This window comes from Pseudomonas sp. PDM18 (assembly GCF_014852585.1).
GTDB lineage: Bacteria > Pseudomonadota > Gammaproteobacteria > Pseudomonadales > Pseudomonadaceae > Pseudomonas.
In genome coordinates this window covers 135,539-160,519 of sequence record NZ_JACVBX010000012.1, presented here as the reverse complement: position 1 = coordinate 160,519, position 24,981 = coordinate 135,539, and the positions used below count along the sequence as shown (strand labels likewise).

The 24,981-nt window shown below is 65.8% G+C and carries 25 protein-coding genes; 15 read left to right on the top strand and 10 right to left on the bottom strand.

Annotated elements, in window-relative coordinates:
• Positions 1–7 precede the first annotated feature (7 nt).
• The gene (locus IB274_RS22750; RefSeq protein WP_192434956.1) at positions 8–295 is read right to left on the bottom strand and encodes a putative quinol monooxygenase; all 288 of its coding nucleotides are present in this window, start codon (positions 293–295) and stop codon (positions 8–10) included.
• A gap of 103 nt (positions 296–398) precedes the next feature.
• On the opposite strand from IB274_RS22750, the gene IB274_RS22745 reads away from it, so the two are divergent.
• Positions 399–1,313, top strand: coding sequence for a LysR family transcriptional regulator (locus IB274_RS22745; RefSeq protein WP_192434954.1), 915 nt, complete (start codon positions 399–401; stop codon positions 1,311–1,313).
• Between the two features lie 7 nt (positions 1,314–1,320).
• Here the strand turns inward: IB274_RS22745 and IB274_RS22740 are convergent, their stop codons facing one another.
• Entirely contained in the window at positions 1,321–2,637 is a 1,317-nt protein-coding gene (locus tag IB274_RS22740; protein WP_192434952.1) for a bifunctional DedA family/phosphatase PAP2 family protein, read from the bottom strand.
• The gene (locus tag IB274_RS22735) at positions 2,634–3,353 is read right to left on the bottom strand and encodes a DNA-3-methyladenine glycosylase (protein ID WP_192434950.1); all 720 of its coding nucleotides are present in this window, start codon (positions 3,351–3,353) and stop codon (positions 2,634–2,636) included. Before IB274_RS22735 ends, IB274_RS22740 begins: the two co-directional genes overlap by 4 nt.
• Positions 3,354–3,416: 63 nt before the next feature.
• Here IB274_RS22735 and IB274_RS22730 point away from each other — a divergent pair, with 63 nt between their 5' ends.
• Complete coding sequence (locus IB274_RS22730) at positions 3,417–4,271, top strand: class I SAM-dependent methyltransferase (RefSeq protein ID WP_192434948.1); 855 nt, start codon at positions 3,417–3,419, stop codon at positions 4,269–4,271.
• Between the two features lie 309 nt (positions 4,272–4,580).
• Here the strand turns inward: IB274_RS22730 and IB274_RS22725 are convergent, their stop codons facing one another.
• Positions 4,581–5,807: an alpha/beta fold hydrolase gene (locus IB274_RS22725; protein WP_192434946.1), complete on the bottom strand. Its 1,227-nt coding sequence runs from the start codon at positions 5,805–5,807 to the stop codon at positions 4,581–4,583.
• A gap of 308 nt (positions 5,808–6,115) precedes the next feature.
• On the opposite strand from IB274_RS22725, the gene IB274_RS22720 reads away from it, so the two are divergent.
• The 12 genes from IB274_RS22720 to lipA all read left to right on the top strand — a co-directional run bounded on the left by IB274_RS22720 (position 6,116) and on the right by lipA (position 17,378).
• The gene (locus IB274_RS22720) at positions 6,116–7,381 is read left to right on the top strand and encodes a glutamate-5-semialdehyde dehydrogenase (protein ID WP_192434944.1); all 1,266 of its coding nucleotides are present in this window, start codon (positions 6,116–6,118) and stop codon (positions 7,379–7,381) included.
• On the top strand, positions 7,381–8,037 hold the full coding sequence (nadD, locus tag IB274_RS22715) for a nicotinate-nucleotide adenylyltransferase (RefSeq protein ID WP_192434942.1): 657 nt from the start codon (positions 7,381–7,383) through the stop codon (positions 8,035–8,037). Before IB274_RS22720 ends, nadD begins: the two co-directional genes overlap by 1 nt.
• Positions 8,038–8,056: 19 nt before the next feature.
• Positions 8,057–8,410 (top strand): ribosome silencing factor, encoded by a 354-nt coding sequence (gene rsfS / locus IB274_RS22710; RefSeq protein ID WP_192434940.1) that lies wholly within the window; start codon positions 8,057–8,059, stop codon positions 8,408–8,410.
• 7 nt (positions 8,411–8,417) lie between these two features.
• Entirely contained in the window at positions 8,418–8,885 is a 468-nt protein-coding gene (gene rlmH / locus IB274_RS22705; RefSeq protein WP_015475414.1) for a 23S rRNA (pseudouridine(1915)-N(3))-methyltransferase RlmH, read from the top strand.
• Between the two features lie 15 nt (positions 8,886–8,900).
• Entirely contained in the window at positions 8,901–10,790 is a 1,890-nt protein-coding gene (mrdA, locus tag IB274_RS22700; RefSeq protein WP_192434932.1) for a penicillin-binding protein 2, read from the top strand.
• Between the two features lie 44 nt (positions 10,791–10,834).
• The gene (rodA, locus tag IB274_RS22695; RefSeq protein ID WP_138216950.1) at positions 10,835–11,938 is read left to right on the top strand and encodes a rod shape-determining protein RodA; all 1,104 of its coding nucleotides are present in this window, start codon (positions 10,835–10,837) and stop codon (positions 11,936–11,938) included.
• Between the two features lie 8 nt (positions 11,939–11,946).
• On the top strand, positions 11,947–12,969 hold the full coding sequence (gene mltB, locus IB274_RS22690; protein ID WP_138216917.1) for a lytic murein transglycosylase B: 1,023 nt from the start codon (positions 11,947–11,949) through the stop codon (positions 12,967–12,969).
• A complete protein-coding gene (locus tag IB274_RS22685) occupies positions 12,966–13,988 on the top strand; it encodes a septal ring lytic transglycosylase RlpA family protein (RefSeq protein WP_192434930.1) in 1,023 nt (340 codons plus the stop codon). The genes mltB and IB274_RS22685 overlap by 4 nt, the downstream gene beginning before the upstream one ends.
• A gap of 98 nt (positions 13,989–14,086) precedes the next feature.
• Positions 14,087–15,244: a D-alanyl-D-alanine carboxypeptidase family protein gene (locus IB274_RS22680; protein ID WP_192434928.1), complete on the top strand. Its 1,158-nt coding sequence runs from the start codon at positions 14,087–14,089 to the stop codon at positions 15,242–15,244.
• A 189-nt stretch (positions 15,245–15,433) separates the two neighbouring features.
• Positions 15,434–15,733, top strand: a complete 300-nt coding sequence (locus IB274_RS22675) for a DUF493 domain-containing protein (protein ID WP_045215124.1) — start codon at positions 15,434–15,436, stop codon at positions 15,731–15,733.
• The gene (lipB, locus tag IB274_RS22670) at positions 15,733–16,386 is read left to right on the top strand and encodes a lipoyl(octanoyl) transferase LipB (protein WP_045215121.1); all 654 of its coding nucleotides are present in this window, start codon (positions 15,733–15,735) and stop codon (positions 16,384–16,386) included. The genes IB274_RS22675 and lipB overlap by 1 nt, the downstream gene beginning before the upstream one ends.
• The gene (lipA, locus tag IB274_RS22665; RefSeq protein ID WP_084358015.1) at positions 16,383–17,378 is read left to right on the top strand and encodes a lipoyl synthase; all 996 of its coding nucleotides are present in this window, start codon (positions 16,383–16,385) and stop codon (positions 17,376–17,378) included. Before lipB ends, lipA begins: the two co-directional genes overlap by 4 nt.
• A gap of 43 nt (positions 17,379–17,421) precedes the next feature.
• Here lipA and IB274_RS22660 read toward each other — a convergent pair whose 3' ends face one another.
• The 3 genes from IB274_RS22660 to arfA form a co-directional block, all read right to left on the bottom strand.
• On the bottom strand, positions 17,422–18,681 hold the full coding sequence (locus tag IB274_RS22660; protein WP_192434926.1) for a lytic murein transglycosylase: 1,260 nt from the start codon (positions 18,679–18,681) through the stop codon (positions 17,422–17,424).
• Between the two features lie 151 nt (positions 18,682–18,832).
• Positions 18,833–19,132 (bottom strand): hypothetical protein, encoded by a 300-nt coding sequence (locus IB274_RS22655; RefSeq protein WP_192434924.1) that lies wholly within the window; start codon positions 19,130–19,132, stop codon positions 18,833–18,835.
• A gap of 72 nt (positions 19,133–19,204) precedes the next feature.
• Entirely contained in the window at positions 19,205–19,357 is a 153-nt protein-coding gene (arfA, locus tag IB274_RS22650; RefSeq protein ID WP_045215115.1) for an alternative ribosome rescue factor ArfA, read from the bottom strand.
• Positions 19,358–19,548: 191 nt separating this feature from the next.
• On the opposite strand from arfA, the gene IB274_RS22645 reads away from it, so the two are divergent.
• On the top strand, positions 19,549–19,899 hold the full coding sequence (locus IB274_RS22645; protein WP_192434922.1) for a YciI family protein: 351 nt from the start codon (positions 19,549–19,551) through the stop codon (positions 19,897–19,899).
• Positions 19,900–19,915: 16 nt separating this feature from the next.
• Here IB274_RS22645 and IB274_RS22640 read toward each other — a convergent pair whose 3' ends face one another.
• The 3 genes from IB274_RS22640 to IB274_RS22630 form a co-directional block, all read right to left on the bottom strand.
• Positions 19,916–20,860, bottom strand: a complete 945-nt coding sequence (locus IB274_RS22640) for a helix-turn-helix domain-containing protein (protein ID WP_192434920.1) — start codon at positions 20,858–20,860, stop codon at positions 19,916–19,918.
• Positions 20,861–20,957: 97 nt separating this feature from the next.
• Positions 20,958–23,039, bottom strand: a complete 2,082-nt coding sequence (locus IB274_RS22635) for a hydantoinase/oxoprolinase family protein (RefSeq protein WP_192434918.1) — start codon at positions 23,037–23,039, stop codon at positions 20,958–20,960.
• Positions 23,040–23,050: 11 nt separating this feature from the next.
• On the bottom strand, positions 23,051–24,787 hold the full coding sequence (locus IB274_RS22630; protein WP_192434916.1) for a hydantoinase B/oxoprolinase family protein: 1,737 nt from the start codon (positions 24,785–24,787) through the stop codon (positions 23,051–23,053).
• Positions 24,788–24,981 lie beyond the last annotated feature (194 nt).

The following is a 24,981-nucleotide window of genomic DNA, read 5'->3' as shown; positions in this document are numbered from 1 at the left end:
TGAACGATCAGTCGACGCGGTTCATCAGACGGATATCGAGTTCCGCCAGGTCCGGTTGGGCGGCCTTCACGAAGGCCTGGAAGTGCGGGCTGGCCTCGTGCTCGGCCAGGGCTTCCTCATCGCGCCACTGCTCGATCATGTAGATCAGCTCGGCGTCCTTGATGTCGCGGTGCAGGTCGTACTGCAGGCAGCCGGCCTCGGCGCGGGACGGCGCGAGCATGCCGTGCAAGCGCTCCTGCAGGCTGTCGGCGCGGCCGGGCTTGGCGCGAATGATGGCGATCAGGGTCAGGCTCATCCGTGTATCTCCAGTTGGGCGGGGAAGGTGAGGGCATGCTGCTCTCTTTCGTTGCGAAGAAAAACCGCGTATGTAGAGAGTCTCTTTCAAAGAATTTTTGAAAATGCTGCGTTTCGACGACCTGCAGATATTCGTCCGTACCGCCGAGCGCGGGAGCCTTTCCGCCGCCGCCCGTGAGTTGGAACTGTCGCCGGCGGTGGCCAGCGCAGCGCTCAAGCGCCTGGAAAGCGAGCTGGATGTGCGCCTGTTCGCCCGCTCCACTCGCAGTTTGCGCCTGACCGCCGAGGGCGAGCTGTACCTGGCTCACGCCCGTTCCGCGCTGCAAAGCCTGGACGACGGCCGCCAGTTGCTGGCCGGCGGCAAGAGCGAGATTGCCGGCAACTTCCAGGTCTCCGCGCCCTCGGATTTTGGTCGCAACGTGCTGCTACCCTGGCTCGACGAATTCCAGGCGTTGCACCCGCGGATGAGCCTGCGTCTGCTGATCAGCGACCGCCAGGCCGATCTCTACCGGCAGCCGGTGGACGTGGCCTTCCGCCTCGGCCTGCCGGGCGATTCGAACCTGGTGGCGCTACCGCTGGCCCCGGACAACCGCCGTGTGCTCTGCGCCGCGCCAGAGTACTTCGCCCGCCATGGCAAACCTGCGCACCCGGACGAGCTGCAAAAGCACAATTGCCTGCTCTACATGCTGGGCGGGCGCGCCCACGAGCGCTGGCGCTTCAGCGACAGCCGCAAGCAGCACGAGGTGACGGTGCGCGGCGACCGCCTTTGCGACGATGCCGATGTGGTGCGGCGCTGGGCCGTGGCGGGGCAGGGGCTGGTCTACAAGTCCTGGCTGGACGTCGTGGCCGACGTCCGCGCCGGCCGCTTGGAAGTGGCGTTGGCGGACTATCTGGGCGAAGCCACACCGATGAACCTGTTTTGCACCCACCGCGCCCAGCTCAGCCAGGCGGTGACCCAGCTGCGCGAGTTCGTCCAGTTGCGCTGCGCCGAACTGATGCGCGACCGTCCCTGGGCGTGATGCCCGGTCAGAGCGGTGTGTAGCGGTGGATCGCCGCTGACAGGCCCCAGGCGCTGGCCACCGCCAGTAGCACCATGGCGGTCGGCAGCAGGCTCCACCAAATGCGCGGCGCCAGGGCCGGCAGCTCGCTGCGGCGCTGGCTTATCCACAGGCTGGCGGCGCATACCGAGGCGCCGAGCAGGGCGCCGGCGATGATGTCGCTGGGCCAGTGGGCGCCCAGGTAAACGCGCGACAGCGCGATGCTGGCGGCAGGGATCACCGCCAGCAGCATCCAGGTCAGACGTACGCGCGGGGATTTCTCCCGGCTGGCCAGTACGCCAAGCACGAGGAAGAAGGCGAAGGATGCCGAACTGTGCCCGCTGGGCATGCTGAAGGCGGACAGCGGGTCGGCGATCACTTCGGGGCGCGCGCGGCTGAACAGGTGCTTGAGCGTGGTATTGAGCAGTGCGGTGCCGACCATGGTGCCGGCGGCGAAGAACGCATGGCGCCACAGTCGCAGCGCAGCCAGCAGCACTGCCAGCAACGCGCCGGCGATGAACTGGGTGCGGAAGTCGCCGACGCGGGTGACCGCAACCATCACATCGTCCAGCCAGGCGTGGCGGTGCTCTTGCACCAGTGCCATCAGGCCCTTGTCCAGGGCATCGAGGTGCGGCCAGCCGATGAGCATGGCGATCAGCAGGGCGAAGCAGCCGACGGCGCCGATCAGTGGCGCATTGCGCTCCTTGCGCAGTTCGGCGTGGATGATCAGCGCGAATACCGCGGCGATGCAGGCAGCGACTACTCCGGCCTCTGGCCAGAAGCCTTCGGGCAGCGGCAGTCGCATCGCCGCGCCGGTGGCCCAGCCAGGCACCAGGTAGGCGATCGACCAGCCGGCGGCAGCCACGATGGATACCGCCAGGAAGCGCCCGAAGGGCATGTCGAGCATGCCGGCGATCATCGGCAGGAACGGCCGCAGCGCACCGATGAAGCGGCCCACCAGCAGGCTGGCGACACCGTAGCGGTGGAAGAAGCCTTCGGCGGCGGCCATCCATTCCGGATGGTGGCGCAGCACCGGCAGGCGGCGGATGTCCTGGTGGAAGTGGCGGCCGATCCAGTACGACGACACGTCGCCCAGCAGGCCGCCGAAGAACGCCAGTGCCAAGGTTTCCCCCAGCCCGAGAGCGCCGCTGCCGGCCAGCACGGCAATGGCGAACAGCATTACCACGCCGGGCAGGATGATCCCGACCACGGCGGCGCATTCGAGGAAGGCGACCAGGAACAGGACCAGGGCGAGCCATTGCGGATGGGTGGCCATCCAGGTGTTGAAGGCGGCGAGATCGATCATCGGAAGGTGGCGTCCTGGGTTCCGAGCAGGTGGTAGTCAAGGCCTTCGACCTGCCCGCGGCGCAGTGGGTTGCGTGTGCAGAAGCTGGCGAAGGCGGCGTCGACGAAGCGGTATTGCAGATGTTCGTCGCGGCCGTGGGGAATACCCAGGCGCGCGGCCTGGATGAGTAGAGAGGGCGTCTCGCCGATGTCGTCGACGAACAGGCGCTGCGGGTCGAAGCGCTGGGCGTCCCAGTCCGGTACCTTCAGGCCCAGGGAGCGGCAGAGCAGGGTCTGGCCGGAGCACAGCTTGCCCAGCGGGCGCTCGCTGCCGTCGGCGGCCGGATTGAACTGGCGCATGCAGGCCAGGGCGGCGTCGCCGGAAATGCGATCGAGCCAGGGGTGGCCGGACTTGATCAGCACCGCGTTGCCCGGCCCGCCGGCGCTGAAGTTCAGCGAGTCGCCGCCGCGCGCGTAATACATGTAGATGTGGCCGCCATCGAGGAACAGCGCCTTGCGCTTCTCGGTGTAACCCAGCGAGGCGTGGCTGCCTTTTTCGGCCAGGTAATAGGCCTCGGTCTCGATGATCCGCGCCGACAGCCACAGGTCGCCGACCCGGTGGCGGATCACCTTGCCCAGCAACTCGCGGGCGACGGTGAGCGCGTCGCGATTGAAGAAGGCATCCGGCAGCGGATTCGCATCGGGCCAGGGCAAACTTAGGTTGGGTTCGGCGGGCATCGGATTGTCGCGGTTCTCGGGCCGGTCTTAGGCTGGGGAATCATAACAACAAGATTCTTAAGCATGGCTGAACGGATCCGGGCCGACAGCGCCCACATCACCCCCAGCGCGCACTACACCGGTTACGTCTGGTATCGCCACCAGTTGGCCGACCCGGCGTTCGCCACGGCGTTCGGCCGCTGGGTACATGGTTGCGTGGCGCCGATCAACTGGGGGGCGCGGATCGGCTTCGGGCTGAATATCGAAGACTTCCTGTTACAACGTCACCTGCTGATCGATGCCCGGCTGACCCAGGCCATCGAATCGCGCGGTGTTACCCAGGTGGTGGAGATCGCCTGCGGGCTGTCGCCCCGGGGCCGGCGCTTCCGTGAGCGCTATCCCCAACTGACTTATATTGAAGCTGACCTGCCGCCGATGGCTGCGCGCAAGTCTGCGCTGCTGCAGGAGCAGGGCTGGCTGGACGGCAAGCACCGAGTGCGGGCTGTGGATATCCTCGCCGAACAAGGCGAGCAGTGCCTGGCGGCGCTGCTCTGCGAGTTGGACCCGGATCGCCCCGTGGCGGTGATCACCGAGGGGCTGGTGAACTACTTCCAACGCCCGGTGATCGAGGGCTTCTGGCGCCGTCTGGCGGCCGCCCTGCGGGTGTTCCCGGAAGCGACCTACCTGACCGAACTGTACCCCGACCTGCGCGACCACCCGCGCTACCGGCAGATCCGCTGGGGCGTCGGGCTGATCGGCCGGCTGACCCGTGGCGGCTATCCGCTGCATTACCGCAGTGCAGGCGAGATCGAGCAGGCGTTCAGCGGCTGCGGGTTCGGCCGGGTGGGCGTGCTCGATCCGCAGGTGGATGGCGCGGGGCTGGGGTTGCCCAAGGGGCGGATGCCCAGTCTGGTGCGGGTGATCGAGGCGCGGGTTTAGCTCCGGGGCTCGCGAACAGTGCCATTACGTGACGCCGGTGCCAGCGTGTTTCCCTCACCCCAGCCCTCTCCCGAGGGGAGAGGGAGCCGATCGTGCCGGCTGAAACTGCCGTTTCACCTCACACCGAACAGTCCCCTCTCCCTCTGGGAGAGGGTTAGGGTGAGGGGAGCGCCCGAGCGCAGGAGTTCCCAGGTTTCAACCAGGCCGTAGGGCGGATAAAGCGGAACGCTTTATCCGCCATCTCTCTACGATTGACCCAGCCGATGGCGGATAACGCCCGAGGCGTTATGCGCCCTACGGCATTACTTATCAGGCTGCGAAGGCCCCCTGCTGCATCGGCACCACCATCGCCGCCAGCGCAGCGCTGGCCTGCGGGTCGCCGTGGGCGAAGATGAAGGCCAGGCTGTCGCCGTCGTAGCGCAGCGGCAGGATATCCAGCTCCGGCAGTCCGGCGGCGGCCAACTTCCAGCCGCGCGATGGGCGATCGGTCGGCAGGTCGACGCGAATCAGCCCGCCGAAATACCCCAGCTCCGCCAGCTCGCAGCGCCATTCGCCCCCTTCGCCGTTGCGCAGCACGGCGCGGGTGTCGGCCGGCGCCAGGCGCGGTTCGAAGCGTCGTTCCAGGTGCAGCAACTGCTGGCGCTGGAAGCGTGTGCTGCCGGCGGCGCTGCGTGGCAGTGCTTCACCGCGCAGGAAGGGGTTGTACAGCCGGGCGCAGGCATCGCGGCGCTCGAACTGGGCCAGGTGGTCGGCGTTGTGGATCAGCGCGAACTCGGCGTCCGCGCAGGCGTGGGCGAATTCGGCGTGCTCCCAGGGCTGGGTGAAATGGTCGTACTCGCCGGCCAGCACCAGCGTCGGGCATTGCGGGTGGCGGTCGAAGCCACCGAAGGCCAGCAGGCGCTGGCTGTTCTGCCGGTAGCGTTCGATTTCTGCTGGAGTCAGGCGCTGCAGCTGGCGCAGCAGGGCTTTGCGGAACACCGGGGAAACCCCGGTATCGGCGAGGCGCAGCGGGTTGATCAGGCCGGTCAGCACGCCGTGGGCGAAAGGCGTCTGCTCGCCGAGTTCCAGGCGCGCCAGGGCTTCCACCAGCAGGGCGCGGGCGCCGGGACGGCCGAAGGCGGTGATTCCGGCTAGCAGCAGGCGGCCGCAGCGCGCCGGGTGGCGGGCGGCGAACAGCGCGGCCAGTGCCGAGCCGTAGGACAGCCCGATAGGCATCAGAGGTGGCAACTGCAGGGTTTGCGCAAAGGCGGCGATGAGGTCGGCCAGGTCCTCCAAGCTCAGCTGCGGCGCCAGTTGCAGGTTGCCGCCCTGGCTGGGCAGATCGAGCAGGATCACCGGATGCCCGGCGAGCAGCTCCGAAACCTCGCTGGCGAAGGAGCGGAAGCTCTGGAACGCGCCGCCCAGCAGCAGGACGGGCGGGCGGGTGTCATCCTCTTGCGATGAGAAGGCCTGGTAGTGCAGTTGCCAACCGTCCAGTTCCAGTACCGCCGGGGCAGCGGTCAGGGACTGGGCGCTGTAATCGGTGCGATAGCGCATGGCAGTTCTCCGGCGGTGGGCCGCCTCTTGTTGTTCTTCCCTGGCGTGAGTCCCTGGCATGCGAGCACTGCGGGGGCAATTAGCCATGCTTGCAAGGTAAACAGCGGATACGAATTTGGTTACCCAACCTTCGGGCGGCAGGAGAGGGGGGCGGACCGGCAGGTGTCACCGTTTGGCCTGTGGCGCGGGGCGTGGGGCGGGTAAGCGTTACGTGCGGCGCGTCGCTGACCGGCCGGCTGCTGTGGCTGGCCGCTGAGGGCGCGCTCCCGCTATACTTGCGCATTTCCCTCACGCAGACGCGTTTGATCATGACCGAGTCCGTTCTCGACTATATGAGCCGCCTGGGCCGCGCCGCCCGTGAAGCGTCGCGCGTTGTCGCGCGCGCCACGACCGCGCAGAAGAACAAAGCCCTGCTGGCCGCAGCCGATGCCCTGGACGCCGCCCGCGCCCAGTTGACCGAAGCCAATGAACAGGATCTGGCCAATGGCCGTGCCAACGGCCTGGAGCCAGCCATGCTCGACCGCCTGGCCCTGACGCCGGCGCGCATCGACGACATGATCGAAGGCCTGCGCCAGGTTGCTTCGCTGCCGGACCCGATCGGTGAGATCCGCGACATGCGCTACGTGCCGTCCGGCATCCAGCTGGGCAAGATGCGCGTGCCCCTGGGTGTGGTGGGGATCATCTACGAATCCCGGCCGAACGTGACCATCGACGCCGCGAGCCTGTGCCTGAAGTCCGGCAACGCGACCATCCTGCGCGGTGGCTCCGAGGCGATCCACTCCAACCAGGCGATCGCTGCCTGCATCCAGACCGGCCTGGCCGCCGCCGGCCTGCCGGCGAGCGTCGTGCAGGTGGTGGAAACCACCGACCGCGTTGCTGTCGGCGCGCTGATCACCATGCCCGAGTACGTGGACGTCATCGTCCCGCGCGGCGGCAAGGGCCTGATCGAGCGCATCAGCCGTGACGCCAAGGTCCCGGTGATCAAGCACCTGGACGGCATCTGCCACGTCTATATCGACATCGCCGCTGACCTGGACAAGGCGATCCGCGTCGCCGACAACGCCAAGACCCATCGCTACGCGCCGTGCAACGCCATGGAGACGCTGCTGGTTCACGCCGGCATCGCCGAGCGCGTGCTGCCACCGCTGGCCGCCATCTACCGCGACAAGGGCGTGGAGCTGCGCGGTGACGCCGCCACCCGCGCGCTGCTGGGCGCCGATGTGCTGGAAGCCACCGAGGAAGACTGGCGCACCGAGTACAACGCACCGATCCTGTCGATCCGCATCGTCGACGGCCTCGACGCGGCCATCGAGCACATCAACACCTACGGCTCGCAGCACACCGACGCAATCGTCACCGAGAACTTCACCGACGCCCGCCGTTTCCTCACCGAAGTGGACTCGGCCTCGGTCATGGTCAACGCCTCGACTCGCTTCGCCGATGGTTTCGAATACGGCCTGGGCGCGGAGATCGGCATTTCCACCGACAAGCTGCACGCCCGCGGCCCGGTCGGCCTGGAAGGCCTGACCAGCGAGAAGTACGTGGTGTTCGGCGACGGACACGTGCGGACTTGATGAACAAGGCGCGTTCCCGTCGGGTCGGTCTGTTCGGTGGCACCTTTGACCCGGTGCACATCGGTCACCTGCGCAGTGCGCTGGAGATGGCCGAGCAGTTCGAATTCGACGAGTTGCGCCTGATCCCCAACTTCCGCCCACCGCACCGCGACACCCCCCAGGTGAAACCGGAGCAGCGGCTGGCGATGGTCGAGCTGGCGGTAGCCGGCGTGACCCCGCTGGTGGTCGATGACCGCGAGCTGAAGCGTGACAAACCCTCCTACACCATCGACACCCTGGAGTCGCTGCGTGGGGAGCTGGATGAGCAGGACCAGTTGTTCCTGCTGGTCGGCTGGGACGCATTCTGCGGCCTGCCGACCTGGCATCGCTGGGAAGAGTTGCTGGAGCACTGTCATATCGTCGTGCTGCAGCGCCCGGATGCCGACAGCGAGCCGCCGGAAGACCTGCGCGACCTGCTGGCGGCGCGCAGTGTTGCCGACCCGAAGGCGATGACCGGCCCCGCCGGGCAGATCACCTTCGTCTGGCAGACGCCGCTGGCAGTATCCGCCACCCAGATCCGCCAACTCCTGTCGCATGGGCGCTCCGTGCGCTACCTGGTGCCGGATGCGGTATTGAACTATATCGAGGCGCACGGCCTGTACCAGGCGCCCCACTGATCAAGCTAGAGAGTCATACATGCAAACCGAACAACTGGTCGAACTGACCATCGCTGCCCTGGAAGATCTCAAGGCGCAGGACATCGTCGTCATCGACGTGCGCGACAAGACCAGCATCACCGACACCATGGTCATCGCCACCGGCGCCTCCAGCCGTCAGGTCAAGTCGCTGGCCGACAACGTCCTGGAAAAGGTCAAGGAACAGGGCGTGCGCCCGATCGGCAGCGAAGGCCAGGAAGGTGGCGAGTGGGTCCTGATCGACCTCGCCAACGTCGTGGTCCACGTCATGCAGCCGGCCACCCGCCAGTTCTACGACCTGGAGCGCCTGTGGCAGGGCGCCGAGCAGAGCCGCGCCTCGCACAGCGCCGAGTAAGCCTGTCGTGCGTCTGCGTCTGATCGCGGTCGGCTCGCGCATGCCGCGCTGGGTGGAAGAGGGCTGGGCGGAGTACGTCAAGCGCCTGCCCTCGGAGCTGTCCCTGGAACTGGTGGAAATCCCGCTCAACACGCGTGGCAAGAATGCCGACGTGGCGCGGCTGATCCGCCAGGAAGGCGAGGCCATGCTGAGCAAGGTCCAGCCGGGGGAACGCATCGTCACCCTGGAAGTCGAAGGCAAGCCCTGGAGCACCCCCCAGCTGGCGCAGGAGCTCGACCGCTGGCGCCTGGACGCGCGCACCGTCAACCTTATGGTTGGCGGGCCGGAAGGCCTGGCGCCGGAGGTCTGCGCGCGCAGCGAGCAGCGCTGGTCGCTGTCGCCGCTGACCCTGCCGCACCCGCTGGTGCGGATTCTGGTCGGCGAGCAGATCTACCGCGCCTGGACGGTTCTGTCCGGGCACCCCTACCACAAGTAGTCGTAGCCGTTTTCGATGCCGCAGCCGATACAGCTCAAGGACCACGAGAAGGACGCCCGCCAGGTCCGCGCCCGCGTCATCGTCGGCGGGGTGGCGATCTTCCTGCTCGCCCTGGTGCTGGTGGCGCGCATGTATCACCTGCAGGTGACGCAGTACGACTACCACTCGACGCTGTCGGAGAACAACCGCGTCCACGTGCAGCCGATTCCGCCCAATCGCGGGCTGATCTTCGACCGCAACGGGGTGATCATCGCCGACAACCGTCCCAGCTTCAGCCTGACTATCACCCGCGAGCGCACCGAGAACCTGCAGGAAACGCTCAAGAACCTGGTGGACATCCTCGGCCTCACCGAGGAAGACAAGGCCATCTTCGAGAAACGTATGAAGCAGGGGCGCCGGCCGTTCGAGCCGGTGCCGATCATGTTCGAGCTGTCCGAGGAGCAGATTGCCCGCATCGCGGTGAATCAGTACCGCCTCAACGGCGTCGACGTGGCTGCGCAGTTCGTCCGCCATTACCCGCTGGGCGAGCACTTCGCCCACTCGGTCGGCTATGTCGGCCGGATCAACGAGGCGGAGCTGAAGAAGCTCGACCCGGTGGCCTATTCGGGCACCCACCACATCGGCAAGACCGGCGTGGAAAAATTCTACGAGGACGCCCTGCACGGCACGGTGGGCTACGAGGAAGTCGAGACCAACGCCCGTGGCCGCGTCCTGCGGGTGCTCAAGCGCACCGAGCCGGTCTCCGGCCGTGACATCGTGCTGAGCATCGACAGCAAACTGCAGGCCGCCGCCGAAGCTGCGCTGGCCGGCCGCCGCGGCGCCATCGTGGCGATCCAGCCGTCCACTGGCGAGGTGCTGGCCATGGTCAGCCAGCCGAGCTACGACCCCAACCTGTTCGTCACCGGCATCAGCTTCAAGGATTATGCGGCGCTGCGCGATTCCGAGGACCGCCCGCTGTACAACCGCGTGCTGCGCGGCCTGTACCCACCAGGATCGACGGTGAAGCCGGCGGTGGCCATCGCCGGCCTAGATGCCGGCGTGGTGACTCCTTCGAGCCGCGTGTTCGATCCCGGCTACTACCAACTGCCGAACTACGACCACAAGTACCGCAACTGGAACCGCACGGGTGATGGCTGGGTCAGCCTGGAGACCGCGATCATGCGCTCCAACGACACCTACTTCTACGACTTGGCCCATAAGCTTGGCATCGACCGCCTGCACGACTACATGAGCGAATTCGGCTTCGGGCAGCGCGTGTCCCTGGACATGTACGGCGAAGCGGAAGGCCTGATGCCTTCGCGCCAGTGGAAGCGCGCCCTGCGCCGCCAGGCCTGGTTCCCCGGCGAAACACTGATTCTCGGCATCGGTCAGGGCTACATGCAGTCCACGCCCCTGCAATTGGCGCAGATGGCTGCGCTGATTGCCGGTAAGGGCAAGTGGATTCGCCCTCACCTGGCCAAGACCATCGACGGCAAACCGCCAGTCGACGAGAACCCGATGCCCGACATCATGCTCAAGGACCCGAACAACTGGAATCTGGTCGATAACGGCATGCAGCAGGTGGTGCACAACGCGCGGGGTACTGCGCGCAAGGTCGGTGCCACCTCGGTCTATCGAATTGCCGGTAAGTCCGGTACCGCGCAGGTGGTCGCGATCAAGCAGGGCGAAAAATACGACCGCTCCAAGGTACTCGAGCGCCACCGCGACCACGCCCTGTTCGTCGGCTTCGCTCCGGCGGACAACCCGCAGATCGCCGTGGCGGTGATGGTGGAGAACGGCGAGTCCGGTTCCGGCGTCGCCGCCCCTGTGCTCAAGGCCGTCACCGACGCCTGGTTGCTCGACGAAACCGGCAAGCTCAAGCCCGAATACGCACCGCAGACCACGGCGGAGGCGCCCAAACCATGACCATGAACGGAAATTTCGACCGCACACTGTCCAGCGAAGACGTGATGAAGCGGCGCTCCAGCCTGCTGCAGCGCCTGCACATCGACGGCTTGCTGCTCCTGCTGCTGGTGACCCTTGGCTCGGTCGGCCTGTTCGTCCTCTATTCCGCCAGCGGCAAGAGCTGGGACCTGCTGATCAAGCAGGCCTCGTCCTTCGGCCTGGGCTTGGGCGCAATGTTCGTGCTGGCGCAGATCGAGCCGCGTTTCCTCGCTCGCTGGGTGCCGCTGGGCTACCTGATTGGCGTCGCGCTGCTGGTGGTGGTGGACGTGATGGGCCACAACGCCATGGGGGCGACCCGCTGGATCAACATTCCCGGGGTGATCCGCTTCCAGCCGGCGGAGTTCATGAAGCTGCTGATGCCCATGACGATCGCCTGGTACCTGTCCAAGCGTTCGCTGCCGCCGGGCTTCAAGCACAGCGTGGTGGGGCTCGCGCTGATCGTCGTGCCCTTCGTGCTGATCCTCAAGCAGCCGGACCTGGGTACCGCCATGCTGGTGCTGGCTTCCGGCTCCTTCGTGCTGTTCGTCGGCGGGCTGCGCTGGCGCTGGATCATCATGGCCGTTTCGGCTGCGGTGCCGGTCGCCGTGGGCATGTGGTACTTCGTCATGCACGACTACCAGAAGCAGCGCGTTCTGACCTTCCTCGACCCGGAAAGCGATCCGCTGGGCACTGGCTGGAACATCATCCAGTCAAAAGCGGCCATCGGTTCGGGCGGCGTCTTCGGCAAGGGCTGGCTGCTGGGCACTCAGTCCCATCTGGATTTTTTGCCCGAAAGCCACACGGACTTTATTATTGCCGTGCTCGGCGAAGAGTTCGGCCTGGTCGGCGTATGCCTTCTGCTGGTGCTGTATCTGCTGGTGATCTACCGGGGGCTGGTGATTACGGCGCAGGCGCAGACGCTGTTCGGCAAGCTGCTTGCCGGCAGCATCACCATGACCTTCTTCGTGTATGTGTTCGTCAACATTGGTATGGTCAGCGGATTGTTGCCAGTGGTGGGGGTGCCGCTGCCCTTTATCAGTTACGGCGGAACTTCGCTGGTGACCCTGATGTCAGGGTTCGGCGTTTTGATGTCGATTCACACCCACCGGAAGTGGATCGCCCAGGTTTGATGACAAGAGTGAAGAAAGGAATGCAAGTACTGCGCGCCTGGGCTGCCAGGGGGGTGCATTGGGTCGGAATCGCGGGGGCGATCGGCATGTCCGGCGCCGCTGGCGCGGGCGACTACGATGGTTCGCCCCAGGTCGCCGAGTTCGTCAGCGAGATGACCCGTGACTACGGCTTCGCCGGCGAGCAGCTCATGGGCCTCTTCCACGACGTGGAACGCAAGCAGTCCATCCTCGACGCCATCTCTCGTCCCGCCGAGCGGGTGAAGACCTGGAAGGAATATCGCCCGATCTTTGTCACCGACGCGCGCATCAACCGTGGCGTGGACTTCTGGAACCAGAACGCCGAGGCCCTGGCCCGCGCCGAGCAGGAATACGGCGTGCCGGCCCAGTACATCGTCTCCATCATTGGCGTGGAGACCTTCTTCGGCCGCAATACCGGCAACTTCAAGGTGATGGACGCGCTGTCCACCCTGGGCTTCGATTACCCGCCGCGCGCCGACTTCTTCCGCAAGGAACTCAAACAGTTCCTGCTGCTGGCTCGCGAACAGCAGGTCGACCCGCTCAGCCTGACCGGCTCCTACGCCGGCGCCATGGGTCTGCCGCAGTTCATGCCGAGCAGCTTCCGCGCCTACGCCGTGGACTTCGACGGCGACGGCCACATCAATATCTGGAGCGACCCCACCGATGCCATCGGCAGCGTCGCCAACTACTTCAAGCAGCACGGCTGGCACACCGGCGAGCCGGTGGTGTCGCAAGCGGAAATCGGCACCTCCACCGCCGAGGACGCGCTCACCCAGGGCCTGGAGCCGCAGATGAACCTCGGTCAGCTACGCTCCCAGGGCTGGCGAACCCATGACGTGATCCGCGACGACCTGATGGTGACCGCCATGCGCCTGGAAGGCGCACAGGGCACTGAGTACTGGGTCGGTCTGCCTAACTTTTATGTGATCACCCGCTACAACCGCAGCGCCATGTACGCCATGGCGGTCCATCAGCTGGCTGGCGAGATCGCCAAGGCACGAGGTGTCCATTGAGCAAGCGAATCGCAAGTCCCGGCCTCTGGTCGCTGGCCGCCTGCGTTGGCCTGAGCACTGTGTTCCTCGCCAGTTGCACCGGCAACCGCGCGCCCCAGCAGCAGCCGGTGGCCAGCAGCGGCATCTCCGGTCCCTATGACTACAACCGCCCGCACCGCGACGGCGCACCCTGGTGGGACGTCGACGTCTCGCGCATCCCCGATGCCGTGCCGATGCCGCACAACGGGCCGTTCAAGAACAACCCCTACACCGTGCTGGGCAAGACCTACTACCCGCTGAACAACGCGAACACCTACAGCGTGGTCGGAACCGCCTCCTGGTACGGCACCAAGTTCCACGGCCAGGCCACCGCCAACGGCGAGCAGTACGACCTCTATGGCATGACCGCCGCGCACAAGACCCTGCCGCTGCCCAGTTACGTCCGCGTGACCAACCTGGACAACGGCAAGAGCGTCATCGTCCGCGTCAACGACCGTGGCCCGTTCTATTCCGACCGGGTGATCGACCTGTCCTTCGCTGCCGCCAAGAAGCTCGGCTACGCCGAGACAGGCACCGCTCACGTGAAGGTCGAAGGCATCGACCCCGACCGCTGGTGGGCTTCCCAAGGCAAGCAGCCGCCGATGATCATGGCGCTGCCGAAGATGGCCTCGCAGCCTGCCGCGCAGCCGCAGGCGGTCGCCATGGCCCAGCCTATCGAAACCTACACCCCGCCGCCGGCGCAGCACGCCGCGCCTTTGGCGCCGGTCCAGATCGACTCAAAAAAAAACGCTTCATTACCAGCCGATGGCCTGTATCTCCAGGTGGGTGCCTTCGCCAACCCGGACGCTGCGGAGCTTCTCAAGGAGAAGGTCGGCGGCCTGACGGGGGCGAAATCCTTTATCAGCTCGGTCGTGGTCAACCAGCAGACCTTGTACCGAGTGCGCCTGGGACCGATCGGAACGCAGGATGAAGCGAGTCGGATGCAGGACAGCATCCGCGTGGCCAACCTAGGCCAACCCAAGCTCGTGCGCCTGGACTGAGATTCCACCGCACGGGCCGCAGCGACCCGCCAGAGATCGCAGCACCCGAGTTCCCCCCAAGGGGATTGTTTGACCATTAGTGAACCCCAGAGAGACGGATGAACATCTTCAACTTCGCCAAACGCCTGTCCTTGCTCGTGTTGTTCAGCGCCCCCGTGGCCAGCTGGGCAGCGGAAGTCGTTCCCGCCGCCCCGCAGCTCGCCGCCAAGGCCTGGGTGCTGATGGACGGCGCCAGCGGCAACATCCTGGTCGAGAACGCCGGTGACGAGCGCCTGCCGCCCGCCAGCCTGACCAAGCTGATGACCGCCTACATCGCCACCAAGGAAATCGAAGGCGGCCGCATCGCCGAATCCGACCTGGTTACCGTCAGCGAACACGCCTGGCGCACCGGCGGCTCGCGCATGTTCATCAAGGTTGGCTCTCAGGTTTCGGTGAGCGACCTGCTGCACGGCATCATCATCCAGTCGGGTAACGACGCCTCCGTCGCCCTGGCCGAGCACATCGCCGGCAGTGAAGACGCCTTCGCCGACATGATGAACACCACCGCGCAGAAGCTGGGCATGACCAACTCCCACTTCATGGACGCCACCGGCCTGCCCAACCCGGACCACTACTCGTCCGCCAAGGACATGGCCATCCTGGCCCGCGCCATCATCTACGGCGAGCCGACCCACTACGCCATCTATGCGCAGAAAGAGTTCTTCTGGAACAACATCAAGCAGCCCAACCGCAACCTGCTGCTGTGGCGCGACAAGACCGTCGATGGCCTGAAGACCGGCCACACCGACGAAGCCGGCTACTGCCTGGTGGCCTCCGCCGTGCGTGACGGCCAGCGCATGATCGCCGTGGTGTTCGGCACCAACAGCGAGCAGGCTCGCGCCGCCGAGACCCAGAAACTGCTGACCTACGGTTTCCGCTTCTTCGAATCGCAGACCTTCTACAAGAAGGGCGCCGAGCTGACCAAGGCCATGGTCTGGAAAGGCTCCGAGCACGAAGTCAAAGCCGGCCTGTCCGAAGACCTGACCATGACCGTCCCGCGCGGCCAGCTCAAGCAGCTGCAGGCCAACATGGTCGTCGAGCCGAACCTGATGGCGCCGATCCAGCAGGGTCAAGTCATCGGCAAGGTCGAGGTCAAGCTGGGTGACAAGGTCGTCCGCACTTCCGACCTGGTCGCGCTGAACGCCGTGGAAGAAGGCGGCTTCTTCCGCCGCATCTGGGACAGCATCCGCCTGTTCTTCTTCGGTCTGTTCAACTGACCGCCCGTCCCGGTCTTGCACTTTTGTATACAAGACCGGGATTGACCCGCCCGCGCAGTCGCAAACTCGGGTAAAATGCCCGCCTGCGACTGCCTGGTCCCTTGTGGTCCGGCGGCCGTCGTCCGATCCACCCGGAGCGCCCCCATCCCGGGCGTTCATGCGGAGGCGGGCCACACGCCCGCGAGAGCCATGACTGATACCCCTGATTCCGTCGACACCAGCGAACAGCCCGCGCCGAAGATCGAGTTCCCCTGCGAACGCTACCCGATCAAGGTCATCGGCGACGCCGGCGAAGGCTTCCCCGACCTGGTCGTCGAAGTCATCCAGCGTCACGCTCCGGACCTCGACATCACCACCCTGGTCACCCGTGACAGCCGCAACGGCCGTTTCCTGTCCGTGCAGGTGCTGATCACCGCCACCGGCGTCGACCAACTGCAGAACATCCATAAAGACCTGCGCGCCACCGGCCGCGTCCACATGGTGCTCTGATGGGCGAAACGCTGGGCTTTCGTGAGCTGGGCATCCTTCCTTACGAGCCGACCTGGCACGCCATGCAGCGCTTCACCGCCGAGCGCGAACCCGTCACGCCCGACGAAGTCTGGCTGCTCGAACACGAGCGCGTCTTCACCCAGGGCCAGGCTGGCAAGGCCGAACACGTGCTGTTCCCCGGCGACATCCCGGTCGTTCAGGTCGACCGTGGCGGGCAAGTGACCTACCACGGCCCCGGCCAGTTGGTCGCCTACCTGATGCTCGACGTACGCCGCTCCGGCATTGGCGTGCGCGACCTGGTTTCGCGCATCGAACAGAGCCTCATCGGCCTGCTCGACAGTTACGGCGTCACCGCTGTGTCCAAACCCGACGCTCCGGGCGTCTATGTGGACGGCGCGAAGATCGCATCCCTCGGCCTGCGCATCCGCAACGGCCGTTCCTTCCATGGTCTGGCTCTCAACGTGGACATGGATCTGGAACCCTTTCGACGCATCAATCCCTGCGGTTACGCAGGCATGGCCATGACCCAGCTGAGTCAGCTGGCCGGCCCCATCGCATTGGCCGATGTGCGCGAGCGCCTGCGTGGCGAACTCGTCGAACGCCTTGGCTACGCGGCACAGAAGACCCTAACGGGCGGGATCCAACCTAGATGAGCACTGTAGTGGAGAATTCCGGCCAGGCTGCCCCGGCCGCCAAGCCGGGCAAGGTGGAAGTCGGTGTCAAGCTGCGCGGCGCAGAGAAGGTCGCGCGCATTCCGGTGAAGATCATCCCCACCGACGAACTGCCGAAGAAGCCCGACTGGATTCGCGTGCGCATCCCCGTATCCCCCGAGGTCGACCGCATCAAGCAACTGCTGCGCAAGCACAAGCTGCACAGCGTCTGTGAGGAAGCTTCCTGCCCGAACCTGGGCGAATGCTTCTCCGGCGGCACTGCGACCTTCATGATCATGGGCGACATCTGCACCCGCCGCTGCCCGTTCTGCGATGTCGGCCACGGTCGTCCGAAGCCGCTGGATGTCGATGAACCGACCAACCTGGCCATCGCCATCGCCGACCTGCGCCTGAAGTACGTGGTGATCACCTCGGTGGACCGCGACGACCTGCGCGACGGTGGCGCCCAGCACTTCGCCGACTGCCTGCGCGAAATCCGCAAGTTGTCCCCCGGCGTGCAGTTGGAGACCCTGGTCCCGGACTACCGCGGCCGCATGGACATCGCGCTGGAAATCACCGCCAACGAGCCGCCGGACGTGTTCAACCACAACCTGGAAACCGTTCCGCGCCTGTACAAGTCCTCGCGTCCGGGCTCCGACTTCGAGTGGTCGCTCGACCTGCTGCAGAAGTTCAAGCAGATGGTCCCCCACGTACCGACCAAGTCCGGCCTGATGCTCGGCCTGGGCGAGACCGACGAGGAAGTCATCGAAGTCATGCAGCGCATGCGCGAGCATGACATCGACATGCTGACCCTCGGCCAGTACCTGCAGCCCTCGCGCAATCACCTGCCGGTGCAGCGCTTCGTCCACCCGGACACCTTCGCCTGGTTCGCCGAAGAAGGCGAGAAAATGGGCTTCAAGAACGTCGCTTCCGGCCCGCTGGTACGCTCTTCGTACCATGCTGATCAGCAGGCTCACGGTACCAAGATCGGCTGAACTGTCGATCCATGAAAAAGGCGCCTTCGGGCGCCTTTTTTGATCAAGCTTTCTGTCGGAGCTGCTCCAGCAGGGTGGTGGTTGGATAGCCGTCCGCCGGGGAGCCGACGGATTGCTGGAACGCGCGGATCGCCTTGCGCGTATTGGCGCCGATGATTCCGTCCGCGGTGCCCGGCTGATAACCGCGCTGTGCCAGCAACTGCTGCAACTCGATACGCTCGGAGCGGCTGAGCGGGACGTCGCTCACCGGCCACTGTGCCGCCAGTTGTCCGCCGCCTTTGAAGCTGTCTGCCAGTAGGCCCACGGCGAGCGCGTAGGAGGTGGAGTTGTTGTACTTGAGGATGCTGCGGAAGTTATCCGTCACCAGGAAGGCAGGGCCACGATAGCCGGCCGGTAGCAGCAGCGAGACGCTCGCCTGCGGGTTGCTGGGCAGGTTGCCGCTGGCGACCTTGATGCCCTGGCGCAGCCACTCGTTCATCGGCTTGCGGGTATCCATGTCGGCCTGGGCGTAGTCGAACCCCGGCGGCAGACGCACTTCGAAACCCCAGCTCTGTCCCCGTTGCCAGCCAGAGGTCTTCAGGTAGTTGGCGGTAGACGCCAGTGCGTCGGGAGATGAGCCCCAGATGTCACGCCGGCCGTCGCCGTCGAAGTCCACGGCGTACTGGTTGTAGGTGGTTGGGATGAACTGGGTCTGGCCCATGGCGCCGGCCCAGGAGCCGATCATGTTGCTCGCGGGCACATCGCCATGCTGCAGAATCTGCAGCGCGGCGATCAGCTGATCGCGGCCGAAATCAGGGCGCCGGCCTTCATAGGCCAGGGTAGCCAGGGAGCGGATAACGTTCTTGCTGCCCATCTGCTGGCCGAAGTTGCTCTCCATGCCCCAGATCGCCACCACGGCATCGCGGTCGACGCCGTAGGTCATGTCGATGCGTTGCAGCACATCGGCGTTCTGCTGCAGGCGGTCCTGGCCGTTGCGCACGCGCGCGGGAGACACGGCACTTTCCAGGTATTGCCAGACGGGACGGGTGAACTCGGGCTGGCTGTGGTCGGCTGTCACCACGGAACCGTCCGGCTCGATGCCGGCAAAGGCCGCGTCGAAGGTCTGCGCGCTGATACCCGCCGCCAGCGCCTGTGCGCGGAAGCCGTCGCGCCATTGGGCGAAGCTCTGCGTCGGTTGCGCATGTGCGGCGGAAGCGTTGGGCGGCGGCTCGGTGCAGGAGGTCAGCAGGCCGAAGCTGGCCAGGGACAGCGCGGCGATGAGCAGGCAGCGTTGGCCGACAACAGGTGAAACAGGCGTGCGCATTGCTCTCCTCGGGAACTGGCAGGGGAGGGGCCACCTTAGCATGGCCACTGTGACGCGTCTGCGTTGGGCAGAAACGATAGGTCTGCAGATTCGAGGGCAAGGGTGGGCGAAAATTCCCGCGTCGGCGCGACGCTCGTCGGGCGGTGCTGCGCTATGGCGTGGGCTTGGAGCCGGTTTCCTGGTCGACCTTGGGCGCGCTCTGGTTGAGTTCCTTGAGCATGTCGTCATAGGCGGCGCAGTCGTCCGGGCGCTGCTCGCTGGAGCGAGACTTCTTCATCTCGGCGAGCTTTTCGTTGAGCTTCTGTGCGCGCTGGGGATCGCTGCGAGTCACCTCGGTGACCTTGGCAGCAACCTGCTTGCCCTTGGCTTCGGCTTCCTGGTCGGAGCAGAACGCGTGGGCGGACAGGCTGAAGGGGAGGGCGAGGATGGTGACGATCAGGGGAGCTTTCATGGGAGGCCTCCAGGGCTTGGCTATCCGGTTGAAAGCGAAGGAGCGGGGGTGGTTCAGGTTTTCTGAGGTTTTTCAGGCCGCCAGAAGCGAAGAAGCCTCCCAATTTCGGGAGGCTTCGCGGCGGTAGCTGCCTTTGCCTTTGAGCGGCTGTTCCTGGCGGCTGCGGAACAGGGGCTGTGCGACCAGGGACTTGGCCTTGTTCGGCCGTTTGGATTTCTTCGCCATCTGCGTTTCCTCGTCTGGCTTTTCTCTCGGAGTCCGGCCAAGCGCCGGCGCGCGCATCTTCCGCCTATCTGGCACGCTTGTCCATGCCACTGGTCTACCGGCGGGCGGGCCAAGGCCTGCGCGCATGGATCAGGGCTACTCTGGGACGGCGAACCTTTCTGACAAGACGGACAAGAACGAGGAAAAGGACGATGAAGTTTCTCTGCATGATTTATTTCGACGAACGCAAGGCGGCGGAACTGCCCGAAGCCGAGCTGCGCGGCATCGTCGACGAGTGCATGACCTACAGCGAGCAGTTGCGGCGCAGCGGCAACTACATCGCGGCCAATGCGCTGTTGCCTACGGCCACTGGGCGCACGCTGCGCGGGCAGGGCGACAAGCTGACGGTCACCGACGGACCCTTTGCCGAGACCCGCGAGCAGTTAGGGGGCTTCTACCTGATCGAGGCGCAGAGCCTGGATGAGGCCGAGCGTATCGCCGCGAAAATTCCACCGGGACGCCTGGGGTGCGTGGAAGTGCGCCAGGTCCGCGAGTGGGAGTGAAGCGCCGCGTACCTGATCATGGATTCGAGCGGCGCAGGGCGCCAGGCGCCATGCCGTAGCGCTGCTTGAACGCCCGATTGAAGTGGGCCTGGTCGGCGAAGCCCCAGCGATAGGCCAGTTCGCCGATGGACACCGGCGCCGGACCCGAACGCAGGGCCTCGTGGCATGCCTGCAGGCGCAACTCGCGGATCCAGTCCTGCACGCTGCGGCCACTCTGCCGGAACAGCAGGTGCAGGTAACGCACCGAGATGCCGCAGGCGGCGGCGATCTCGGCCGGGTTCAGTGCGCTGTCCCCCAGGTGGCGAAGTATGTGTTGCTCGATGCGCCGCAGGTGCGCCGCACGTACGGCGCCGCTGTCACCTTCGCCTGGGTTCTGGCGCTCCAGGGCTATGCCGAGCAGTTCCAGCAATTGGTTGCCCAGGCGCCGTCCATCGCCGGGCTGCAGTTCGGGCAGGCGGCGTGCGCTGAGGGCGAGGTAGTCGGCGAACAGCGCTCCGGCGCCGTGGCTGGCGTCGAAGTTGAGGGCACAGCGCTGATCCGGGACGGCGACATGACGGTGCAGGATGCGCTCGGGCAGCTTCAGCACCCACATGGCGTTGTGTTCGGCGTACTGGAACTCGTACGGCTCGCTGCTGCGCTCCAGCACGAAGGCGCCGGGATCGCAGCGGGTCTGGCGGCCGCGCTGGGTAAATTCGAAACAGCTGTGCAGGGGCAGGGTGAGCAGGAAGGACGACTCATCACACTGCGCCAGGTGGTGCGTCTGGCGTCGGTAGCGCAGCGGGCTTGACTCCAGGTACGAGAGGCTGAGGTCGCCCAGTTCGTGGGTCTCCAGGCGGCCGCTGAAGCCCGGCGCACGGGCGAAATCCAGCTCCAGCGGGAAGTAGGTCTGGCTGACGCAGCGATTCCAGTACGCCTGGCGCTGCTCGCCTGGAATCTCGGTGGTGTCGTAGCGGTCTTGCATAGGGGGGGCCGCGGTTCGCCGGGAAAGTGGTTTCTGCAAGCAGGTCCCGTGCCGGCCGCGGGACCGGGCCCCGTTCAACACCGGGGCCCGGTCGTGCTCAACGCTGGCGGGTCAGGCGATAGCAGCCGGATTCGTGCAGCTCCACGATCCAGTCCGGGCGGATGAGGATGTTGGTAGTGGCTTCCTCGATGACGGCCGGGCCGTGCAGGCGGTCGCCGGCCATCAGCGCTTCACCCTGATAGACCGGGGTGTCGCTCCAGATGCCGTCTTCACCGAAGAGCATCGGTCGATTACCGACCAGTGCGCGGCGCACATGACCGTCGCTGGCAGGGAGGCTCGGGAAGGGCGGGCGCGAGACGCGGCCGATCACCTGGCTTTCCAGGTTGACGATTTCTACCGGGTTGTCCGGTTCGGCGTAGGTGTAAAGCGCCTCGTGGCGGCGATGGAAGGCAGCGACGATGGTGGGCAGCGTGGCGGCGTTGACGGGCATGTCGCCGATTTCCACGGTGCACTCGTGAATCTGCCCGACGTAGCGCATCTCCAGGCTGCGCACCAGGGCGATGTCCTCGTCGCGGAAGCCGTCACCGCGCAAGGTTGTGCGGCCCTGTTCTTCGAGTTCGGTGAAGGCGGCCTCCAGGCCGGCGAGGTCGGCATCTTCCTGGGCGAGAATGGGATGGGTTGCCAGGTAGTTGTGCTTCACGTCGGAGAGGATCTGCCCGAGCGCGCACAGGCCGGAGGCAACCTTGGGGATCAGGACGGTATCGATACCCATGTCTTCGGCCAACGCGGTCATGTGCACCCCGGCTGCGCCGCCGGCACCGATCAGGGCGAAGTCGCGCGGATCGTAGCCGCGCTCGATGGAGACGCGGCGGATGCCGTTGACCATGTTGGCATTGACGATGGCATGGATGCCCCAGGCGGCCTTGTCGACATCGATGCCCAGCGGTTCGGCGATCTTTGCGCCGATGGCCGCCAGCGCAGCCTCACGGTCGAGGCTGATCCGTCCGCCCAGGCGCGCGGCAGGGTTGAGGTAGCCCAGGGCGAGGTTGGCATCGGTGACCGTGGGCTCCTCGCCGCCCTGGCCGTAAGCCACGGGGCCTGGGCTGGAGCCGGCGCTCTGCGGGCCGACCTCGAGCATGCCATAGGGGTTTATGTGGGCGATGGAGCCGCCGCCTGCGCCAAGGGTTTCCACCTGGATCATCGGTACGCCGATGCGTTGGCGGAGAAAGTCGGCGTCGCGGCTGAGGTTGGTCTTGCCTTCGCGGGTCAGGGTGATGTCGAACGAAGTGCCGCCCATGTCTACAGTGATGACGTTGTGGATGCCGAACGGCTGGGCGACGAACAGCCCGGCCTGCGGCGCCGACGCCGGCCCCGAGTTGATCGCGTTCACCGCGCGGCCGCGCATGTGCTCGCCGGTTGCCAGGCCGCCATTGGACTGGAAGTAGCGCACTGGGCGCTGGGCGCCGAGCTGGCGGAAGTAGTCGTCGATCTTCGCCACATAACGCGCCATCACGGGGCTCAGGTAGGCGTTGACGAGGGTAGTGGAGGTGCGGGTGTATTCGCGGATCTGCGGGAACACCTCGGTGCCGGTGCAGACGAAGACGCCCGGCAGCATCTCGCGCAGGATCGCGGCGGCACGCTGTTCGTGGGTCGGGTTGCGCACGGACCAGAGGAAGGACACTGCGACTGCCTCGACGCCTTGCTCGGCAAACAGCCGTGCGGCGGCGCGCACGTCTTCCTCGTTCAGCGCGGTGTGCTCCCGGCCGTCGGCGAGGATGCGTCCGCGCACTGGGCGGCGCAGGAAGCGCTGGGCCAGCTGTGGCGCCGGCGGGTAGTCGGGGTCATAGCGGTAGCCTTCTTCCTTGTGGCCCAGGCGGATCTCGATGCTGTCTTCGTGACCCTGGGTGGCGAGCAGGCCGACCTTGACGCCTTTGAGTTCAATCAGCGCGTTGAGCGCCACGGTGGTGCCGTTGATGCAGAGGTCGCAGTTGGCGACGATTTCCTCTACCGGACGGCCGAGGGCCTGGCTGATCTGGCGTAGCCCGTCGGCGATGGCCAGGGTGCCGTCCTGCGGGGTTGAGAGTGCCTTGAACAAGTGCACGCGGCCCTCGCGTTCGGCCAGGATGAAGTCGGTGAAGGTGCCCCCGGCGTCGACACCGAGGCGGTATTGGCTGTGCATGGTCGATTTCCTCAGGCGGATTGGCGGCGTTGGACGGTAGCGGCGGAATCGATATCGCCGTTGGCGGTGAGCACCACGCCATAGTCGAGTTCGGCTCCTCGCGCAGAAACCAGGCCGTCACGCACGTCGCGCAGGACGTCCGCGGGCAGTCGCTGGAAGGCCTGTCCGTAGCCACCGCCCCCGGGGGTGCGATTGATCAGGCGCTCGCCGGGCTTGAGGACGGTCATGACGTTACGTGTGTGCGTCTCATGCTCGCCTGCACGTACCAGTTCCACGCCACCGAGTTTGGGTTCGATCAACGCATTGGCGGCGCCGGCGGCGCCCATGGTGGTGCGCTGGCGGCCTTCGCCGAAGGAAATCACGGTCATCTCGTGATCCAGCGGCTCGACTTCCAGGCAGGTGCCCGAGCCTCCGCGCAGACGGCCGGCACCGGCGCTGTCGGCCATCAGCCCGTAGCGGTGGATGAGGATGGGGTAGCTGTACTCCAACAGTTCGATGTCGCCGGAATACAAGGCGCCGAAGCAGCACAGCGGCCCGCAGGCGTGCCAGCCGTCCAGCTCGGAAGTGGCCCCGGCACCGGAGATGATCGAGGCGAGCACCATGGTCACGTATTCCTCTCCGGTGCGCGGGTCGACGCCGGCGATGTTCACCCCGCTGGTATGGCCCCACGAAGCGGTTACGCGCTCGGGCGCCGCTTGCTCGAAAGCTTGGCGCACCGCATCGGTGAGGGTTTCCATCGGTGTGGTGGTGCAGTTGACGTGGGGTGCTGGTTCTTCCGCATTGCAGAGGGTGCCCTTGGCGCCCAGATCGACCGACACGCAGCGGTACAGCCCGGCGTTGTAGGGTGGCGGAACCTGGGCGAACATCATCAGCCCCAGATAGATGCCGGACATCGAGTTGCCCGCGTAGGAGTTGATGAAATAGGGCACCTGCGGCGGGCTTTGCACGGTGATGTGGCAGGTATCGTCCTTGATCGTCACGGTGGCGCTGATCGCCAGTTCGCCCAGGCCGTGACCGGAGTCTTCCAGTACCGCATGGCCGGTGTAACTGCCATCGGGCACCGAGCGGATCAGCTCGCGCATCTGACGGTCGGCCATGTCTTTCAGCTCGGCGATGCATTCGCGCACGGTGGCGACGCCATATTTGTCGAGCAGGGCGAGCAGGTTGCGCTCGCCGACCCGGCAGGCGCCGTACTGGGCGTTGAGATCGCCTTCCTGGTTGCGTCGGGCGCGCATGTTGGTGAGCAACAGGTTGATCACGTCCTCGCGACGGCGGCCTTTCTCCCACAGCTTCACCGGCGGAATGCGCAGGCCTTCGGCGTAGATCTCCTTGGCATCGGGGTTGTAGCCGGCCGGCACCGGGCCGCCGATATCGGTCAGATGGCCCTTGCAGACCGTCCAGAACACCAACTCGCCCTGGTAGAACACCGGCTTGTACATGCAGCAGTCGATGATGTGGCTGCCGGCGTAGGTGGGGTCGTTGTGATAGATCACGTCGCCTTCGGCGATATCCTCGCCGAAGTAGCCGGAAACAGCCTTCATCGCAGGGATCAGCGAGCCCAGGTGGATGGGAATGTCCTGCCCCTGCAGGATCATTTCCGAGTGATGGTCGAAGAGTGCGTTGGAATAGTCGTGGGCGAGGTTGAACACGCTGGAGCGGCTGGTCTTCTCCAGGGTCAGGGTCATTTCACGCTGGGTCATCTCCAGCGCACCTCGAACCACGGCGAGGGTAATCGGATCGGCCGGCATGCTTGTTCTCCTTATCGGGGCGGATCGATGAAGCGACGATAGGGAGGCGCGCGTGCGGCGTATTGCGTGGCAGTGCAGTGGATGTTGTCGGCCAGTGCACTGTTGGGCGTGGAGGAGGTTGCGACGCTTTGTCGCAAATTTTGTAACAGACCTTTTCGATTGCGCGGCTGTGGCGCGTACTGGGGCTCAGTTAG

Coding starts and splice junctions, on each gene's coding strand:
- IB274_RS22750 (WP_192434956.1), bottom strand. CDS start 295: ATGAGCCTGACCCTGATCGCCATCATTCGCGCCAAGCCCGGCCGCGCC.
- IB274_RS22745 (WP_192434954.1), top strand. CDS start 399: ATGCTGCGTTTCGACGACCTGCAGATATTCGTCCGTACCGCCGAGCGC.
- IB274_RS22740 (WP_192434952.1), bottom strand. CDS start 2,637: ATGATCGATCTCGCCGCCTTCAACACCTGGATGGCCACCCATCCGCAA.
- IB274_RS22735 (WP_192434950.1), bottom strand. CDS start 3,353: ATGCCCGCCGAACCCAACCTAAGTTTGCCCTGGCCCGATGCGAATCCG.
- IB274_RS22730 (WP_192434948.1), top strand. CDS start 3,417: ATGGCTGAACGGATCCGGGCCGACAGCGCCCACATCACCCCCAGCGCG.
- IB274_RS22725 (WP_192434946.1), bottom strand. CDS start 5,807: ATGCGCTATCGCACCGATTACAGCGCCCAGTCCCTGACCGCTGCCCCG.
- IB274_RS22720 (WP_192434944.1), top strand. CDS start 6,116: ATGACCGAGTCCGTTCTCGACTATATGAGCCGCCTGGGCCGCGCCGCC.
- nadD (WP_192434942.1), top strand. CDS start 7,381: ATGAACAAGGCGCGTTCCCGTCGGGTCGGTCTGTTCGGTGGCACCTTT.
- rsfS (WP_192434940.1), top strand. CDS start 8,057: ATGCAAACCGAACAACTGGTCGAACTGACCATCGCTGCCCTGGAAGAT.
- mrdA (WP_192434932.1), top strand. CDS start 8,901: ATGCCGCAGCCGATACAGCTCAAGGACCACGAGAAGGACGCCCGCCAG.
- rodA (WP_138216950.1), top strand. CDS start 10,835: ATGAAGCGGCGCTCCAGCCTGCTGCAGCGCCTGCACATCGACGGCTTG.
- IB274_RS22680 (WP_192434928.1), top strand. CDS start 14,087: ATGAACATCTTCAACTTCGCCAAACGCCTGTCCTTGCTCGTGTTGTTC.
- IB274_RS22675 (WP_045215124.1), top strand. CDS start 15,434: ATGACTGATACCCCTGATTCCGTCGACACCAGCGAACAGCCCGCGCCG.
- lipB (WP_045215121.1), top strand. CDS start 15,733: ATGGGCGAAACGCTGGGCTTTCGTGAGCTGGGCATCCTTCCTTACGAG.
- lipA (WP_084358015.1), top strand. CDS start 16,383: ATGAGCACTGTAGTGGAGAATTCCGGCCAGGCTGCCCCGGCCGCCAAG.
- IB274_RS22660 (WP_192434926.1), bottom strand. CDS start 18,681: ATGCGCACGCCTGTTTCACCTGTTGTCGGCCAACGCTGCCTGCTCATC.
- IB274_RS22655 (WP_192434924.1), bottom strand. CDS start 19,132: ATGAAAGCTCCCCTGATCGTCACCATCCTCGCCCTCCCCTTCAGCCTG.
- arfA (WP_045215115.1), bottom strand. CDS start 19,357: ATGGCGAAGAAATCCAAACGGCCGAACAAGGCCAAGTCCCTGGTCGCA.
- IB274_RS22645 (WP_192434922.1), top strand. CDS start 19,549: ATGAAGTTTCTCTGCATGATTTATTTCGACGAACGCAAGGCGGCGGAA.
- IB274_RS22640 (WP_192434920.1), bottom strand. CDS start 20,860: ATGCAAGACCGCTACGACACCACCGAGATTCCAGGCGAGCAGCGCCAG.
- IB274_RS22635 (WP_192434918.1), bottom strand. CDS start 23,039: ATGCACAGCCAATACCGCCTCGGTGTCGACGCCGGGGGCACCTTCACC.
- IB274_RS22630 (WP_192434916.1), bottom strand. CDS start 24,787: ATGCCGGCCGATCCGATTACCCTCGCCGTGGTTCGAGGTGCGCTGGAG.